This window comes from Streptomyces sp. V3I8 (genome assembly GCF_030817535.1).
Lineage (GTDB): Bacteria > Actinomycetota > Actinomycetes > Streptomycetales > Streptomycetaceae > Streptomyces.
Genome location: NZ_JAUSZL010000002.1, coordinates 8,724,729 through 8,741,008 on the forward strand (window position 1 = coordinate 8,724,729; position 16,280 = coordinate 8,741,008).

A 16,280-nucleotide genomic window follows, 5' to 3' on the forward strand; every position below is an offset into this window, starting at 1 on the left:
CGGACTGCCGGTCCGAGCTCGGCTCTGCCGGGAGGCTTGCTCCCTGGCCGTTCAGAGAGTGAGCACGGCCTCGACGGCGCGGCGCTGGCCCATGGCCCTGTACGCCTCGGCGGCCTGGTCGAGGGGGAGGACGAGGCCGAAGCCGAAGACCTTGCCGGGGTCGATCTTCCGCTGCCGGACCAGGCCGATCAGCCCGGGCAGGTACTGACGCACCGGGACAGATGGAGCCGATGGCCTGCCGGGACCGGCCTGCGCGGCCACCGCGCCGAACCAGCCGGTGCCCAGCACGTCGGAGGCGGCCGGCAGGCTGGGAATCAGGCCGGCGTCGGGCATGCCGGGGGTGGCGACCAGGGTGCCGTCGACACGGCTGATCAGGGCGCGCTCGGCCTGCGTACCGGACTGGAAGACGCGGTTCACGCAGGAGGACGGTAGCCGGAACGGCAGATCTCGCAGGTGTTGAGGGCGGCGACACGGCGGTACGGTCCGCGCGTGAGGTGTGTCGGCCGCCGTGCCCCACTCGGGGCACGGCGCGGGCCGGCGATGGGCCCCGAACCCCAGGCGGACAGGTCTAGGGGAGGACGGGCGTGCGCAGTGCGATCAGGGCGACGTCGTCGTCGTTGTCGGCGGGGCGGACCTGGTCCAGCAGGGAGTCGCAGAAGGAGTCCAGCGGACGGTGGGCGAGGGACGCCGCGTACCGGCGCAGCCGGTCGAGCCCGTGGTCGATGGAATGGCGCGGGGACTCGATCAGGCCGTCGGTGTAGAGCAGGAGCGTGGCCCGGGGCGGCAGGACGGCGACGGCGTCGGGGCGGGGCCTGGTGACTCCCGTCCCGAGCAGTATCCCGTGCGCCTCGTCGAGGTAGCGGGCCCGGCCGTCGTGGGTGACGAGCAGGGGCGGCGGATGGCCGGCGTTCGTCCAGTCCAGGTGCCACAGCGCGTCCTCACCCACGGTGAGCCTGGCGAGGATCATGGTCGCCATCGGCACCTCGGCTATGTGCATCACGGCCTCGTCCAGCTGGGTGACGACGGCGCTGGGCGCGGCGTCCGGCTGCGACCAGGCGAAGGCACGCAGCATGTTGCGGACCTGCGCCATACCGGCCGCGGCATCGAGGTCGTGACCGACGACGTCCCCGATGGCCAGCGCATGGGCGCGACCGGCCAGGGCGAAGGCGTCGTACCAGTCACCGCCCACGGAGGAGGCGTCCGGGGCGGGCAGATAGCGCGCGGTCATCTCCAGCCCGGGCAGTGAGGGCAGCTGCGGCAGCAGATGACGCTGCATGGTCTCGGCGACCTTGCGCTGGCGCTCGTACAGCCGTGCGTTGTCCAGCGCCAGACCCGTCCGACGGGTCAGGTCCTCCAGCAGTGGCAGGTCGGCGGGGGTGAAGGCGTCATGGCGCTGCGCACGGCCCAGGGTCAGGGCGCCCAGTACGTCGCGCAGACCTCGGATGGGCGCGATCACGGCGGAGTGCATGCCCGTCTCGGTGAACAGGCGCTGCTGCTCGACCGCGATGCCCGAGTCCGGCGGCCCCTGGTAGGTGGCGGGGCCGGCGAGGGAGGAGGCGGCGCCGCGCAGGGCCCGCGACAGCGGCATCGGGGACTCCGTCGGCACGGGAGGCATCGGGCCCTGCAGATCGCCACGCTCGACCAGGATGCCGTCCTTGTGCTCCATCACCAGGACACGCCGTACCTCGTCGTGCTCGGTGAGGAGATCGAACACCGCCCAGTCCGCCAGTCGCGGCACGGTCAGGGCCGCCAGCCGGTGCAGCGCCTCGTCCACGTCCAGCGTGGACGTGAGCTGTGTGGTCGTCTCCGCCAGCAGCGCCAGGCGGTCCAGTTCCGTCAGCGGTACGGAGTACCGCTCGTCGCCCTGCTGCGACTTCTCCCGCTCGTACAGCAGCACCAGCGCACCCGCCACGCCCGTGCCCGTCGTGCAAGGCGTGATCAGCCACGACAGCTGCGCGAGGACGCCGTCCCCGCGGACGAACCATTCGGCGTCGCCGTGCCTGATGTCCCTGGTGAGGAGCGCTTTCCTCAGCTTGCAACGGCTACGGGGCATGGCGTGCCCGTGGTTGTTGCGGTGCAGCAGGTCGTGGGAGTCCTGGCCGGTCAGTTCCGCGGCACCCCTGCCGAGCAGGCTCTGGGCCGCGCTGTTGGCCGCGACGATGAGACCGTCGTCATCGACGACGAGGGCGGGCGCCGCCACGTTGTCCAGCGCCTTCTCCAGCGGCACCCCGGACAGCGCCGGCTCTCCGGGCAGGGGTCTGCCTCCTGTGCCGGGAGCCGCAAGCCCGTCCATGTCCCTTCCGTCCCTCCTCGATCCGAACGCAATCTGCTGCAGTACCCCAGCGGAATCATTACAAGCGCACAAGCCCGCCGGCCATTGAAGACCATCCACCGGGCTGCTTTCCAATCGCACCAATCGCACAAAGACGCCGGCGGGACGGCCGGGCCGCCCGGCGGACCCGCGGTCCCGCGAGACCGAGGCCGTACGAGACCGGAAAAGAGCAGTGGAGAAGGGTCCGCGCGGCCGGGGGTCGGGAGGGCTTGACCTGGAGCGCGCTCCAGATCCGAGCATGGGGGGCATGCATACCGACGAACCCCTGATCGTCCTCGGGACGATGGACTTCGGCACCCGTGTCGCCCCGGACACGGCCTTCGCGATCCTCGACGCCTTCGTCGCCGGCGGCGGTGTCTGGCTGGACACCGCGAACTGCTACTCCTTCTGGGCCGACCCCAGCGGTACCGGCGGCGCCAGCGAACGCGTCATCGGTGCCTGGCTCCGGGCCCGCCCCGGCGCGCGCGAGACGGTGCGGATCGCGACGAAGGTCCGGCAGAACCCGCTCGTCCCGCACACCTGGCCGAAGAGCGCCGAAGGACTCTCCGCCCGCGCCGTGCACGCCGGGGTGCGGGAGAGCCTGGAGCGTCTCGGCGTCGATCACGTGGATCTGCTGTGGGCCCACGCCGAGGACCGTGCCGTACCGCTGGCGGAGACGGTCGGCGCCTTCGGCGAGCTGGTCGCGAAAGGGGTGGCCCGGCGGATCGGGGCGGCCAACCATGCCGCCTGGCGCGTCGAGCGCGCCCGCTCGCTCGCACGGGAGCAGGGCGTACCACCCTGGACGTCCCTCCAGCTGCGCCACTCACTCCTCCAGCCGCGTCCGCTCACCCCGGTCGCCGAGGCCGGCCACCGCATGCTCACCGCCGAGGACCTGGACCTCGCCCGCTCGGAAGGCCTTGCCGTGTGGTCGTACAGCTCACTGCTGTGGGGTTCCTACGCGCGCTCGGACAAGCCGCTCCCACCCACCTATGATCACCCCGGAACGGCCCGGGTGCTCGCGGTCCTGGACGAGGTCGCCGGCGAACTCTCCGCCACGAGGAACCAGGCCGTCCTCGCCTGGCTGATCCGGCAGGGCATCGACCCCATCGTCGGCGCGAGCCGGGTGGAACAGGTCGAGGAGGCACTCGCCGCACGCCGTGTACGGCTCGACGACGACCACCTGGCGCGTTTCGCCGAAGCGCGGTAGCGCGGCCACCCAAGGAGTCCCATGACCACCCTCACCCCGGCAGCGGCCGCCGACCGCACCGGCGTCTCGATCGACACGTTGCGCTACTACGAGCGGGAAGGGCTCATCGGCCCGATCCTGCGCTCCGCCGGCGGGCGCAGGCAGTACACCGCGGACGACGTCTTCTGGATCGGCCTCGTCACATGCTTCCGCGAGGCCGGCCTCGGCATCGCGGACCTGCGGGAGTTCGTCGCCATCCTGCGCGCCGAACACTCCCCGCAGGACCGGGTCGCCTTCCTTCGCGAACGCCGTGCCGCCCTGCGGCAACGGGCGCTGGCACTGCACCGCGCCATGGAGGTCCTCGACGAGAAGATCACCTACTACAGCTGAACACCCGTGGTCGCGCTCCCGGTTCGGGCCCCGCCGCCCCCGCCCCCGCTGCCGCCACCGCCGTTGTCGTCCGGGCGGTGGCCGGGGCCCGTGGCGCGGAGGTCAGGAGCGCAGGTACCGGGTCAGCCGGTCAAGGAGGTGGGCGGCGTCCTGCAGGCTCCGGGCGGTGTCGGAGAAGTCCCCGGCGAGCAGCTCCTCCGCGTCCTCGCCGTCCTCCTGTCCCGGACCGGACACGGGGGCCGGGACGTTCGTGCCGCGGTACCCCACGGGTTCGCCGCCGGCGTCCTGCCGGTAGCCGACGAAGTCGCAGACGCCGGGCTGCGGGGGTGTGTCACCGCCCTCGACGCCGAAGAACTGCACGCGCGACAACTGGGTCTCGCCCGCCCCGAGGTTGGCGGTGATGCGCAGCCGGTAGTGCCGGTAGGCCACGGAGTTGGGGAAGGGGAACTCCTTGGTGCTGAAGCGCCTGCCGAACTGCTGGTCGTCCCGCGCGTCCAGCCGTGCCCAGTCCCTGCCGTCGTGGGAGCCCTCCAGGACCCAGTCCGACGGGTCGCGGTCGGGGCAGTCGTTGGCGGAGGTCAGGCTGTAGGCGGTGACGGCGACGGGGCTGTCGAAGGTGAACTCCAGGTCGGCGGAGTCCTCGTGGGCCAGCCACTTGTCGCTCGCCTTGCGCAGGAGGTTGGCCGCGACCTCGCCCCACTCCGTGAACTCCTCGCTGGCCTCCACCTTGGACACCTTGCCGGTGACGTCCAGCCGCTCGCCGGTCGCCGTCGGGCCCGTCGTCCCTGTGACCGCGGTCCGCAGGGTGAGCGAGGTGGCGTCGCCCCTGCGGCCGCTCCACGTCACACGCTCCACCGGCGCGCCGCCGTCGTCGAGCAGCAGTCCCAGCCGGCCGACGGCGCGCCACACGCCGTCGCGCTCCTCCTCGGTGGCGAAGTGCCGTCCGAGGATGCCGTCGGTGCCCTGCGCGGGGGTCCGGCGGTCGGTGAGCGTGCCCCGCACCTCGCCGATGACGCCGTCGCCGGTCCGGAAATGGCCGTGGAAGCCGGACAGGTCACTGCGGAACGCGATGGCCGACTCCGCGCCGTCGGTCGCACGCCACGACAGCCGGGTGGCGGCTTCCCCCGCTCCCGCGTCGAGGTGGAACAGCAGGCGCGGCCCCGGCTGCCAGGTGGGCGCGTCGAGGGGGCGCCGCTCGGTGGCGAAGGTCCACACGGACCGTCCGCCCGTCCTCGCCGTATGCACGCGCTCGGCGCGCCCGGCGTCCTCGGCGGGGTCCACCGTGATCGCACGCACCCGAAGCAGGCCGTCGCCCTCGACCGCGACGCCGGCATTGCGTATCCGAAGGACGTTCACGCCCTCCTGGAGGACCTTGCCGGGCACGCTCACCAGGTACTCCCGCACGGCGCCCGGATCGCCGTCGTCGGGCAGCGAGAACCCCTCCGTCACCACCTCGTCGTTGACCGCGACGTCCATGGGGACGGCCGCACCGAGCACCGCGACACGCAGCACGAAGTCGGCGACCTCGTCCCCGCTCCCGACCGCGAAGTCGACTTTGAGGTGGCCGCCGGCCGCCACCACGACGTACGAGGAGGCGATCACGCACCGGTGATGACGAACGACGGCGTTCGACAGCGCGGCGGGCCGGGTCGAGAAATCGACAAGAACAGGGGCCATCTGGGGCTCTCCAAAAGGTCGTTGAGAAGACCGTCCGCCGCCGGGGCGACCGAGCGGGTCGTCCAAGACGCTAACGCCCTCCTCTGACAACGGCACTTCACTCCCACCCCGACTGCACCACCTGCACCACGGTTGCCCCACCGGGACCCGCCCCCGAGCAGCGAAAAGGGCAACGGACATTCCCTCGGGGATACGTCCCGGCGCTCGGGTAACCCTGGCCGGGCGGGCAGACCCTGGTCGGGCGGGGGAGAGCGGCCGGGACGGTACGGGCGACGTGCGGAGCGCGGGCGGTCACCGTCTCGCCGGAAGCGGTCGCCTCGCACTCTCCGACGTCCTCGACAGCGCGGAGACACCCGGTCCACCCGGCCCGGGCACCGCCGGCGGCGACTTCGGCTCCCATGACCCGAACCGGGCGGCTCCGCCCTGCCCCACGTACCGCCGCGGGGAGGAAGAGGACGAAGGGGCAGGCAGGGGTGCACAAGGGCACGTCAGCCCCTGCCGGGTTCCCCACGCATCCCCGTTACGCTGGCCGGATGACACCGCAGCACATGGTGGACGGACCCAAGCCCGCGAACCGGGGGCCGAAAGCCGCCGCCGGCAATCGGGCCGCTCTGGTCACCGCGGCCCGCGAGATCTACGCGGCGGACGGCCTGGACGTCCCCCTGTCCAGGATCGCGCGCAGGGCCGGCGTCGGGCAGGGCGTGCTGTACCGGCATTTCCCCGACCGGGACGCCGTCGCGACCGCGGTCCTGGAGGAGAACGTACGCCAGGTCGAGCAGGCGGCTGCCGCCGAGGGCGCGACTCTTGCCGGGGTCCTGGGAGTGGTGACCTGGCATCTGACGCAGTCGGCGGCCTTCATCAGCTTCCTGCACGCCGACGGGGCGGGAAGCGGTCGCTTCCGTGCCCACGTGTTCGCCCGCGCGTTGTCCGGCAGAGTCGAACGGGCCTTGCGCGGCTGCCTCCCGGACGGCCACCGCCTGGGCGCTCCGGACGCGCCGGACGACCTCATGCTCGCCGTGGCCATGGTCTCCGGAGCCGTCACCGGCCCCACGCGTGAGGAGCGTGAACGCCGGGCGCTGGCGGGCTGGCGGCTGCTCGGTGTCACGGTGGGACCGGTACGGCCCTTCGGGGAGTAGCGGCGAGGACCGGACGGCCTCAGCCGCCGTTGGACTGCCGTATGCCCGCCGCGAGCGCGTCGAAGGTGTACAGGTATCCGCCGGCGGGGCCGCTGACGGTCATGTACGCCTTGGTCCCGCCCGGTGTGATCGCCACGTTGGTGGCCGACTCGAGTCCTTCGGTGCCGGCCGGGACCTTCACCGTCGCGAGGCGTTCCCCGTACCGGTCGTACACGACCATCGCGGGTCGTCCGTGCAGGGCCTGGTACAGGTTGCCGTCCGCGTCCACGGCGATCGAGTCGGTCTGGGCGATACCGGCGTCGACGCGGACGGCGGTGTGCCGGCCGCTCGTCCCGGGCCGCTCGACGACCGGAAGGTAGGAGATCCGGTTCTCCGTGAGCTCGCTGATCCACAGCCCGCGGTAGTCCACGTCGAACGAGACGCCGTTCGTCGCGGCGAGGCCGTCGGCCAGGACGGTGGCGTCCGCGCCGTCGCGGTCGATGCGCACCACACGTCCGCGTGCCTTGCCTTCGGACATGCCGAGGGCGTCGCTGACGTACAGGTCGCCGTCCCTGTCGAAGGCGATGTCGTCGGGCTGCATCCGGTCGCCGTCGACCTCGTCGGTGAAGAAGGCGCGCCGCTCGCTGCCGTCGGGGGCCAGCGAGACGATCTCGCCGTGGGCGAAGTCCGACAGGTAGAGCCGTCCGTCGTACGGGCTGAACTGGGCCGAGGTGTAGGCGCCGCGGCTGTCGGTGAAGACCTTCCGCACCACCTTCTTCCGGACGTCGACCCGCAGCACCTTCGGCGCTCCGGGGGGCGCGGTGACGTCGACGACCGTCAGGCGGCCGTCCTCGCCGAGGACCGGGCCCTCCAGCAGGGTCATCCCGGTCGCCTCGTGCACCGTGGTCAGCCGCATGAACGGGCGGGCGGTGATGCCCCTGCCGGACGCGGAAGGGGCCGCGGCCGCCTCGCCGGACGTGTGCGGGACGGTGCCGCACCCGGTCAGGGCCAGCGCGCCGAGCGTGGCGAGTACGGCCAGAGAACGGTTTCGAATGCGTCGCATGGGGGGTGCACTCTTCCTGTCCGGGAGTCGTCGTGCCCCGCACTCTAACCGGACAACTCTGTCCGGTTGTTGTTACGGTTCGTCAAAGCCGTTCGGACCCGCAGCAGTTGGCGGAACCCGGACGGACCCCTCCTGCACAGCAGACGGAGAGACGAGGTCACCCCACATGACGTCCCCCCACCTGACGCCCCCTCAGGCGCCCACTCCTGACGAACTGGCCGCACTGCGGCAGCGTTACCACCGCGAACGCGAGCGGCGTGTGCGGCCCGACGGGCCCCGCCAGTACCTCGGCGCCGACGCGGAGTTCGGCTTCTACGCCGCCGACCCGTACGTGGGGGAGGTGCCGCGGCGCGAACCGCGGCGCGACACCGTCGACGTGGCCGTCGTCGGAGGCGGGTTCGGCGGCATCCTCGCCGGCGCGCGGCTGCGCCGGCAGGGCGTGGAACGGATACGCGTCATCGACAGGGGCGGCGACTTCGGCGGCACCTGGTACTGGAACCGGTACCCGGGCGTCCACTGCGACATCGAGTCCCACGTGTATCTTCCGATGCTCGACGAGACCGGCTACGTACCGCGGTGGAAGTACGCGCCGGGCGAGGAGATCCGGCGGCACGCGATACGGATCGCGGAGCGGGCCGGCCTCTACGCGGACGCCTTGTTCTCCACCTCCGTCACCGCGCTGACCTGGGAGGAAAGCTCCCGCACCTGGAGGGTGGACACCGACCGCGGGGACGCCTTCCGGGCGACGTACGTGGTCACCGCCACCGGGACCATGGCGGAGCCGAAGCTGCCGGGCATCCCCGGCATCAAGGACTTCGAAGGGCGCACCTTCCACACCTCCCGCTGGGACTACGGCTACACCGGCGGCACTCCGGAAGGCGGCCTGACCGGGCTGGCGGACAAACGTGTGGGTGTCGTCGGCACCGGCGCCACCGGCGTGCAGGTCATCCCCGTGCTGGCCCGGGACGCACGGCACGTGTACGTCTTCCAGCGCACCCCCTCCACGGTCGACGTACGCGCCAACCGCCGCACCACGGCCGCGGACGTCGCCGCCGGCCGGGAGGGCTGGGCCCGCGAACGCCGCGAGAACTTCCTGCGCATCGTCTCCGGTGAGCCGTTCGGCGAAGACCTCGTGGCGGACGGATGGACCTCGTCCGCGGGCCTGCTGGAGAAGCTGGTGCCGAGCTTCCGCCGCTCCGGCGACCGCGCGTCCTTCGAATCCGCCTACGAGGCCGCCGACGCCGCGAAGATGAACGAGATACGGGCCCGCGTCGAGCGGCACGTCACGGACCCGGCGACGGCCGAGACGCTCAAGCCCTGGTACCGGTACGCCTGCAAGCGCCCCACCTTCTCCGACACGTACTATCCGGCGTTCAACCGGAGCAACGTCACCCTGGTCGACACCGCGGACAGCCACGGCATCGAGCGCGTCACCGCGAACGGTGTCGTGGTGGGCGGCACGGAGTACGAAGTCGACTGCCTGGTCCTCGCCACCGGCTTCTCCGTCGGCGTCTCCGGCGTCCACTCCGGCACGCTGCCCGTCCACGGCCGGGACGGCGTCCGGCTGCTGGACGCGTGGGCGCGGCACGGCATCCGTACGCTGCACGGATTCACCTGCAACGGCTTCCCGAACCTGATCCAGCTGGGCTCGCTGCAGAACGCCAGCAGCGTCAACTTCACGCACGTACTCGACGAACAGGCCGTGCACGCCGCCGCCCTCGTCGCGGCGGCCGAAGCCAAGGGCGCCCTGCTCGAACCGTCCCGCGAGGCCGAGGACGCCTGGCTCGCCGTCCTGACGCAGGGCTCGCCCGACCACGAGTGGTTCCACGCCGGATGCACCCCCGGCTACTACAACCGCGAGGGGCGCGGCCGCCCCAACGGCCCGGGCGGCTACCCGCACAGCGCCTGCGCCTTTCACGAACTCCTGCGCCACTGGCGGGAGGAGTCCCTGGACGAGGTGCTCACCTGACGTGATCACCGCGCGAGACCTTAACTGAACTAACTGGTAAGTTAGATTCATGAAGAGGAACACGACCTCGCGCGCCCGCCTCCTCGGCGCCGCCGAAGAGGTCTTCTACGCACGGGGCATCGCGACCACGGCCGTGGACGTGGTCGCACGGGCGGCCGGAGTGGCCAAGCCGACCCTGTACGCGCACTTCGCGTCGAAGTCGGCCCTCGCCGCCGCCGCGCTGGCCAACCGGCACGAGCGGCGCGCGGCGGACCTCCAGGCGCGCCTGGAGGAGGCCGAGCCGGGAGAGCCGCGCCTGCTGGCCGTGTTCTCCTGGCTCGCCTCCTGCTACCGGGACGACAACGGCCGCGGGTGCGCCTTCCTCAACGCGGCCGCCGATTCCCCGGCCGACGAACCGGTCGCCGCGGCCGTACGCGAGGAGAAGACATGGTTGCTGAACACACTGACCCGGCTGTCCGGGGAAGCGGGGCTCGTGAGGCCGGCCGAGGTCGCCTCGCAGTTGCTGCTCCTGATCGACGGGGTCGCCGGCCGCGTCCTGGTGCGGGGCGCCGACGCGGCCGCCGACGTGACCGCGACGGCGGCCCGCGCGGCAGCCGTCCTGATCGAGGCGGCCCGCCCGCAGCCATGGCGCGCCTGACGGACCGCCCCGTCCAGCGTGCCCTGCGGCTCACCGCGGGCCTGGCCCTCTTCGGACTCTGCCTCGCGCTGCTGGTCGAGGCGGATCTCGGCGCCGACCCCTGGACCGTCCTCACCCAGGGGCTGGCCGCGGTCACCGGGCTGACCCTGGGGCAGGTCGTCGTCGCCGTCTCCGTGCTGCTGCTGGTCCTGTGGGTCCCGCTGCGTCAGCGTCCCGGCCCGGGCACCGTCGCCAACGCGCTGCTCGTCGGCCCCTTCCTCGACCTCGGTCTCGCCTGGATCCCGACCCCGCACCACCTGCCGGCCCGGGTGGCCTTCCTCGTCACCGCCGTCGTCGGCGTCGCGGTCGCCACCGGCCTGTACGTGGGCGCCGGCTGGGGGTCGGGCCCGCGGGACGGCCTGATGACCGGCCTCGCCGACCTGGGCGTACCCGTGGTCGCCGCACGCGCGGCCATCGAACTGTCCGTACTGGCCGTGGGGTGGCTGCTCGGCGGAAGCGTCGGCGTCGCCACCGTCGTCTTCGCCCTCGCCATAGGCCCGCTCGTCGGCTACGCCCTCGGGAAGCTGCGCCTGCCGCCTTCCGCGGCCCCGGACGGCGTATGACCGGGACCGCACACCGGTGTCAGCCGGACGTACCGAGAACGCCGCGCAGTCTGCGCGCGAAGTCCTCCGGCCGGCCGGCGTGGCCGGACCCGCCGTCGAGGAAGCCGCCGTGGTGGCTCGGGAAGACCGTCGCCTCCTGACCGAGGAGCTCGGCCGTGCACACCGAGGCGCGTGCGGTGAAGGTGCCCGAGGACTCCTCGCCCACGGCGATCACGACCCGGGTGGGCGCCGCGGCGAGCGCGTCGGCATCGGGCCGGTGGTCGCTGACCGCCCAGGACCGTTCGGAGAGCAGCGGATCGTCACGCCTGCCGTCGTCCTCGGCCGGCAGGCCGAACGCTCGGGGATCCGGCGCGTCCTGAGCGAAGTAGTCGTCGGTGAACTCGCCCCGCCACGACGTCATCATGATGAACGCGGCCATGCCGGCGCCCCACCCCTTCGCCCGGTACGCGTCCCGCATGGCGGCCCGGGCGCGCTCGGCGGCGCGGGCGTCGGGGAGTACGGACATGAGCGGCGGCTCGTGCGCCACCAGGGTGATCACGTCCTCGGGGTGTGCCGCCACGAGGGCGAGCGCGGTCACCGCGCCGCCGCTGCTCGCGAACATGTCGACCGGACCGGCCCCGAGCGCCTCGACGACGGCGTGCACGTCACGGGCCTGGAGTTCGGGCACATGGTCGGTCCGGCCGTCCTTGCGGACGCTGCGGCCGATGCCGCGCGGGTCGTAGGTGATCACGGTCCGCTCGGGGAAGAGCGACGCCAGCGTGGCGAAACCGCCGGCGTCCATGGGCTGGCCGACCATGACGAGCGGCGGCCGTCCGCTGTCGGCCGGCAGCGGCCCGTGGACGTCGTAGACGAGGTCGGCGTCAGCGGTCCGGAGTGTGTACGCAGTCATGACGGGGCAGACCCCGCCGGCTCCGGAAACTCATCGGTCACGGGGGACAGGTCGCCCGCCGGTCCGTGCCCCCGCGTTCAGATACGCCAGGAACGGAGCTCGTCGGCGATGTCGTAGATGCTCAGCCGGCTCTCGCGGACCTTCCTGATCAGGTCGGACAGCGCCCCGTACGGAGGATCGATGCCTTCTCCGGACTGGTCCATGTACTGCCCGGTGACGAAGGCGGCGAAGAGGCTGTTGCGGTGGGGGAGCGGTTCGAGGCGCACGACGGTGTGCAGCAGCGCGGCCGCCCGCCAGGCGGCGTCGGGGTTGGACGTGGCCAGGGTCGGCATACGCGTCTTGTGGCGCGCGACGGCCGCCACGAGCGCCGAGTAGTCGGTGACCGACACGTCGTCGTCGTCGAGGGCGGCGTCCTGGACGTCCAGGAGCCAGGGGACATCGATGTACAGGATCTCGCTCATCAGGCGGCGGTTGCTCCCCGGCCGCGCTGGGACGGGGGGATCTCGTCCGGGAACGCCTCGTCGAACTCGGCACGCAGCCTGTCCGCCCACGAGGCGGCGCCGACGACGAACCGCTTGCGCTGCATCTCGCGGACCCCGAGGTCGTGCATGTACTGCTTGAGGCTCTTGCCCTCGGCCGCGGCAGCCGCGCGCACGCCTTCCATTTCTTCCTCGGTGAAGGTCACATTCAGTGATGGCATACAGGCATGGTACCTACTCGGTACCTTCTTGTCGTCGCGGGGTACGGTGAGGGCCGTAAAAACAGTAGCCATGGACATAGTAGCCATGTACCGTATTCGGCATGAGCAAGGTCGCACCGGGTCCCACGCCCGGTTTCCTGGTATGGCGGCTCGCCAACAGATGGCGCGTCGCGGTCGATCGCGCGCTGGCCCCGCTGGGCCTCACGCACGCGCAGTACTCACTGGTCGCGTCGCTGTACGGCATGCAGCGCACCGGCGAGCGGCCCAGCCAGCGTCAGCTCGCCGACCACACGGGACTGGAGGCGTTGTACGTCTCGAAGCTGGCGCGCGCCCTGGAGTCGGCCGGCCTGGTCGGACGGACCCGTGACCCGCGCGATCCACGTGCCGTCCGGCTCGCTCTGACCGAGCAGGGCCAGACGGTCACACGCCAGGCCGTCGACGTGGTCCAGGAACTGCTCCAGCGGTTGCTGGACCCGCTCGGCGGCCTCGACGCCCCGCGGACACGTGCGTTCACCGACGAGCTGACGGCCTTGCTAGGCGCACCTCTCACTCCATTCGTACCGAACGACGAGAACACCCAGGGGGCAACACCATGACCGGTGCCGCATCCAGCGCGTCCACCGCATCCGCGCCTGCCGCCGACGCCCGCGCCCTCGGCCTGGCCCACTACGCCGCCCGCGGCGTCCTGGAACACGTGCTGGCCCGGCACGGCAGCACGTTCCAGCAGCAGATCGCCTTGCGCGCCGCCGTGACGTCCGACGTCCCGCAGACGCGGGACGACCTCGCCGCCCAGATCCACAGCACCCTCAAGGCCGATCCGGCCGGCATCCGGCGCACGCTCGACGAGCTGCTGGACAAGCGGTTGCTCGTCGCGGTCGGCGCGCACCTTCGCCCCACGGACGAGGGCCGCGCCCTGCTCACCGCGGTGGGTGAGGAGACCGCTCCCGTCACCGCCGGTATCTGGGGCGGGATACCGGCCGAGGACCTGGCCGCCGCCGGACGCGTCCTGGCCCTGGTCACCGAGCGCGCCAACGCCAAGCTGGCCTCGCTGACCGCCTGACCGCCTGCGCCATTCCTACAGGTGGTCCGGAACGCCGGGCAGCGGGCTGTCACCGCCGCGGGCGTGGGGCATGGCGGGCGCCGTGCCGGCCGGGTCGTGCGGCGCGTCGGACACGGCGGTGTCCGTCGCCAGGACCACCACCTCGTCCTGCGCGCCCCACACGCGCCGCTCGGACTTGGCCGGGTTGAGCCGCAGTTCGTGACGGCGGTCGTTCCCGGGCCCACCGGCCCCCGCGGCCGGGCCGGTACGGCGGTAACCGATCGCGCATTCGCCCCGGTCGAGGGCCGCGGCCACGACCGTCGCGAACGACGCCTCGCCTCCGGGCACGACGTAGTGGCCGGCCGGGCGCAGATGTATCGAGGCGCCGTGCGCCGCGAACAGCTCGCCGAAAACGGCCGCCAGATGGGGGTTGTGGGCGATCTGCGCCATGAGCAGTCCGGTCAGCTCGCCCCGCACCACGATGTCGGACGCCGGACCCAGCGGCGCGAGAGCGCGGTTGCGGTGGTCGCCGAGTTCCGCGACCACCGGCAGGGTCCGGCCGTAGCGCAGTTCCACCGACCGCAGCGTCAGCAGCGTGACCAGGACCCTGTCGTCGGGGTGTCCCGGGCCGGCCCCGGCGTCCGCACCCAGCACGATCACACTGTCGTAACCGAAGAGGTCCAGGTCCTCGAGGCTCTCCGGATGCGGCGACTCCCCGCCGCGGTGGGTGACGGCCAGCTGTGCCGCGTCCTCCGGCGAACAGGCGTGGTCCGGCGCGGGAACCGACTGCGCCCCCTCCGCGACGACATCGAGCACCGACCCCGGTACGACGCTGTGGCGCAGCGCCTGGACGAGGAGAGGGGCACGGCGGTTCCAGCCCAGGAGCAGGACCCGCACCGGCCTGGCGTGCCCGGGCCGCGGCACGGCCACCGCCGTGAGGTCGACGTGCGCACGGCAGTCGACGGACGCGTCGGCCGTGCAGTCGTGCGCGATGACGACGAGCCGGTCCTGCGGGCCGATGACGGTCCGCGCCGGAGGGTTCAGCACCGGCGGCCCGTCAGGCGGCATCAGCCCCACCACACTCGCCCGCTCGAAGCGCAGCAGCACATCCCCGAAACAGCGGTCCGCGCGCGTCTCCCGGCCGTCCGCCTGCCGGTCGTCCGGCGGAACGTCCACGAAATGGAACTCGGCGCCCGCGAAGTCGAGCAGGTCGCGCAGCACCTCGCCCACCCCGCTGCGCCGCGCGGAGTGCACCAGCAGCCGGGCCGCCGTCGCGTCCGTCTCCACGATCGTGCCGCGGGCGCCTGCCGCGAGCCGCGCGGCGGGCAGGTGACGGCGGTCGCGGACGGCCGCGACGACGGGTGGCCCCGGATCCTCGCCGAGCACGGCTCGCAGCGCCAGCAGCGTGCGGACGACCTCGCTGTCCGCGTCGGGCGCGTCCGAGGGCAGCACCAGCACCGAACTTGCGGCCCGGGGGGTGACCAGGGCCAGTGTGTCGACGGTGGTCAGCGAACCGCTGCGGCAGACCAGCCGGACACCGGGACCGCGCCCGAGCGAGAGGGCGAGCGCCTCCTCCATCTCGGCGACGTCGCGGTCGGCCAGCACGGCGATCACGCAACGGCGCCCCGCCCGCGCGGCGACCAGTTCACCCACTACCGTGAACACCTGGTCCGACCAGCCGAGGACGACCGCGTGCTCCTGCTCCAGCACCATCGAACGGCCCCGCCGCAGCTCGGTCAGGCGCTCACCCAGCCCGGTGGTGATCACCCCCACCAGGGTCGACACGCACAGCAGCGTGACCAGTCCCAGCAACAGCGACAGCGCCACCCGGACGGGCGCGCCGCTCGGCGCGCCGAGCCGCAGGGTCTCCGCGCTGGTGCGCCCCACGGCCAGCAGCCGGCCCGACAGCGAACGCGGGGAGTCAGGATCCGTCCACACCACCAGCGCGCTGACGGGAACCACCACCGCCAGGCACGACAGCACCAGCCAGCCCACCAGCATCCTCGTGCTGCGGGCCAGCGTGGTGTCGAACCGGTAGCGCGCCCGGTCCCGTAACGAAGTCGGCCGCCTCCACCGCACTGAGCCCCCACTTCCCCCGCCCGCCCGGGCGGCGCCGACGCACACCGGGGGCACCGCCGTCCCGCCCGCGGTACAGGAGTGCCCTCTGTGTACAGCGTGCTGGTCCGGCGGCGCGGACACGCCCGGACGGGACGCCATTCATCCTTTCGGGACACGCCGCGCGCCTGCGGTCAGCCGGGTACGGGCGGGGAGGGTGACGCACGAACACCGGCCGCGGCGCCCAAGTGTCTGCGCCGCGGCCGGTGTTCAGGTGCCCGGACGACGGGGTGGAGCCGGTCGGGCAGACCGCGGGGTTACGAGCCGGCCGGCGGTGTCTGCTGGACGACCTCGAAGGACCACAGCGTGGAGCCGCTCGCCGCGGGCCTGGGGCGCTCGCCGCCCTCCGCGCCGCCGCCCTGGTGGGCGGCCTTCATCGAGCCTTCCATCCACGCGGTGAAGGACTCCTCGTCGCGCCACCGCGTGTAGACGAGGTAGCTGTCGGTGCCTTCCACCGGCCGCAGCAGTTCGAACCACTCGAACCCGTCGGAGTTCTCCACGGTGCCCGCGCGGGCCGCGAAGCGCTTCTCGAGGACCTCCCGCTGCTCGGCCGGGACGGTCAGGACATTGATCTTGACTACGCTCAT

Annotated in this window: 17 protein-coding genes; 8 read left to right on the top strand and 9 right to left on the bottom strand. The window is 72.6% G+C overall.

What is annotated here, in order from left to right; all coding sequences use genetic code 11:
- Nucleotides 1-51: 51 nt before the first annotated feature.
- Both QFZ75_RS38470 and QFZ75_RS38475 read right to left on the bottom strand, forming a co-directional pair.
- A complete protein-coding gene (locus QFZ75_RS38470) occupies nt 52-417 on the bottom strand; it encodes a hypothetical protein (RefSeq protein WP_307544057.1) in 366 nt (121 codons plus the stop codon).
- 151 nt (nt 418-568) lie between these two features.
- On the bottom strand, nt 569-2,293 hold the full coding sequence (locus tag QFZ75_RS38475) for a SpoIIE family protein phosphatase (protein WP_307544058.1): 1,725 nt from the start codon (nt 2,291-2,293) through the stop codon (nt 569-571).
- A 277-nt stretch (nt 2,294-2,570) separates the two neighbouring features.
- Between QFZ75_RS38475 and QFZ75_RS38480 the strand changes: the two genes are divergently transcribed.
- Entirely contained in the window at nt 2,571-3,518 is a 948-nt protein-coding gene (locus QFZ75_RS38480; protein ID WP_373466009.1) for an aldo/keto reductase, read from the top strand.
- A gap of 21 nt (nt 3,519-3,539) precedes the next feature.
- The gene (locus tag QFZ75_RS38485; protein ID WP_307544060.1) at nt 3,540-3,887 is read left to right on the top strand and encodes a MerR family transcriptional regulator; all 348 of its coding nucleotides are present in this window, start codon (nt 3,540-3,542) and stop codon (nt 3,885-3,887) included.
- 102 nt (nt 3,888-3,989) lie between these two features.
- Here QFZ75_RS38485 and QFZ75_RS38490 read toward each other — a convergent pair whose 3' ends face one another.
- Nucleotides 3,990-5,564 (bottom strand): discoidin domain-containing protein, encoded by a 1,575-nt coding sequence (locus QFZ75_RS38490; RefSeq protein WP_307544061.1) that lies wholly within the window; start codon nt 5,562-5,564, stop codon nt 3,990-3,992.
- A gap of 533 nt (nt 5,565-6,097) precedes the next feature.
- Here QFZ75_RS38490 and QFZ75_RS38495 point away from each other — a divergent pair.
- A complete protein-coding gene (locus QFZ75_RS38495) occupies nt 6,098-6,700 on the top strand; it encodes a TetR/AcrR family transcriptional regulator (RefSeq protein ID WP_307544062.1) in 603 nt (200 codons plus the stop codon).
- A 19-nt stretch (nt 6,701-6,719) separates the two neighbouring features.
- Here QFZ75_RS38495 and QFZ75_RS38500 read toward each other — a convergent pair whose 3' ends face one another.
- On the bottom strand, nt 6,720-7,742 hold the full coding sequence (locus QFZ75_RS38500) for an SMP-30/gluconolactonase/LRE family protein (RefSeq protein WP_307544063.1): 1,023 nt from the start codon (nt 7,740-7,742) through the stop codon (nt 6,720-6,722).
- Nucleotides 7,743-7,908: 166 nt separating this feature from the next.
- Between QFZ75_RS38500 and QFZ75_RS38505 the strand changes: the two genes are divergently transcribed.
- The 3 genes from QFZ75_RS38505 to QFZ75_RS38515 are packed head-to-tail and all read left to right on the top strand — an operon-like array spanning nt 7,909 to nt 10,950.
- Entirely contained in the window at nt 7,909-9,711 is a 1,803-nt protein-coding gene (locus tag QFZ75_RS38505; protein ID WP_373466010.1) for a flavin-containing monooxygenase, read from the top strand.
- Nucleotides 9,712-9,760: 49 nt separating this feature from the next.
- Nucleotides 9,761-10,348, top strand: a complete 588-nt coding sequence (locus QFZ75_RS38510; RefSeq protein ID WP_307544064.1) for a TetR/AcrR family transcriptional regulator — start codon at nt 9,761-9,763, stop codon at nt 10,346-10,348.
- Complete coding sequence (locus QFZ75_RS38515; RefSeq protein ID WP_307544065.1) at nt 10,336-10,950, top strand: YitT family protein; 615 nt, start codon at nt 10,336-10,338, stop codon at nt 10,948-10,950. Before QFZ75_RS38510 ends, QFZ75_RS38515 begins: the two co-directional genes overlap by 13 nt.
- A gap of 19 nt (nt 10,951-10,969) precedes the next feature.
- On the opposite strand, the gene QFZ75_RS38520 is transcribed toward QFZ75_RS38515, so the two are convergent.
- The 3 genes from QFZ75_RS38520 to QFZ75_RS38530 form a co-directional block, all read right to left on the bottom strand.
- Nucleotides 10,970-11,839 (bottom strand): alpha/beta fold hydrolase, encoded by an 870-nt coding sequence (locus tag QFZ75_RS38520; RefSeq protein ID WP_307544066.1) that lies wholly within the window; start codon nt 11,837-11,839, stop codon nt 10,970-10,972.
- 77 nt (nt 11,840-11,916) lie between these two features.
- Complete coding sequence (locus QFZ75_RS38525) at nt 11,917-12,300, bottom strand: toxin Doc (protein WP_307544067.1); 384 nt, start codon at nt 12,298-12,300, stop codon at nt 11,917-11,919.
- Nucleotides 12,300-12,539, bottom strand: a complete 240-nt coding sequence (locus tag QFZ75_RS38530; protein ID WP_307544068.1) for a hypothetical protein — start codon at nt 12,537-12,539, stop codon at nt 12,300-12,302. Before QFZ75_RS38530 ends, QFZ75_RS38525 begins: the two co-directional genes overlap by 1 nt.
- Nucleotides 12,540-12,640: 101 nt before the next feature.
- Here QFZ75_RS38530 and QFZ75_RS38535 point away from each other — a divergent pair, with 101 nt between their 5' ends.
- Together QFZ75_RS38535 and QFZ75_RS38540 are read left to right on the top strand one after the other, a co-directional pair.
- Complete coding sequence (locus QFZ75_RS38535; RefSeq protein WP_307544069.1) at nt 12,641-13,135, top strand: MarR family winged helix-turn-helix transcriptional regulator; 495 nt, start codon at nt 12,641-12,643, stop codon at nt 13,133-13,135.
- Nucleotides 13,132-13,599 (top strand): MarR family transcriptional regulator, encoded by a 468-nt coding sequence (locus QFZ75_RS38540; protein ID WP_307544070.1) that lies wholly within the window; start codon nt 13,132-13,134, stop codon nt 13,597-13,599. Before QFZ75_RS38535 ends, QFZ75_RS38540 begins: the two co-directional genes overlap by 4 nt.
- A 15-nt stretch (nt 13,600-13,614) precedes the next feature.
- Here the strand turns inward: QFZ75_RS38540 and QFZ75_RS38545 are convergent, their stop codons facing one another.
- Entirely contained in the window at nt 13,615-15,657 is a 2,043-nt protein-coding gene (locus tag QFZ75_RS38545) for an NAD-binding lipoprotein (RefSeq protein ID WP_307544071.1), read from the bottom strand.
- A gap of 293 nt (nt 15,658-15,950) precedes the next feature.
- Nucleotides 15,951-16,280: an antibiotic biosynthesis monooxygenase gene (locus QFZ75_RS38550; RefSeq protein ID WP_307544072.1), complete on the bottom strand. Its 330-nt coding sequence runs from the start codon at nt 16,278-16,280 to the stop codon at nt 15,951-15,953.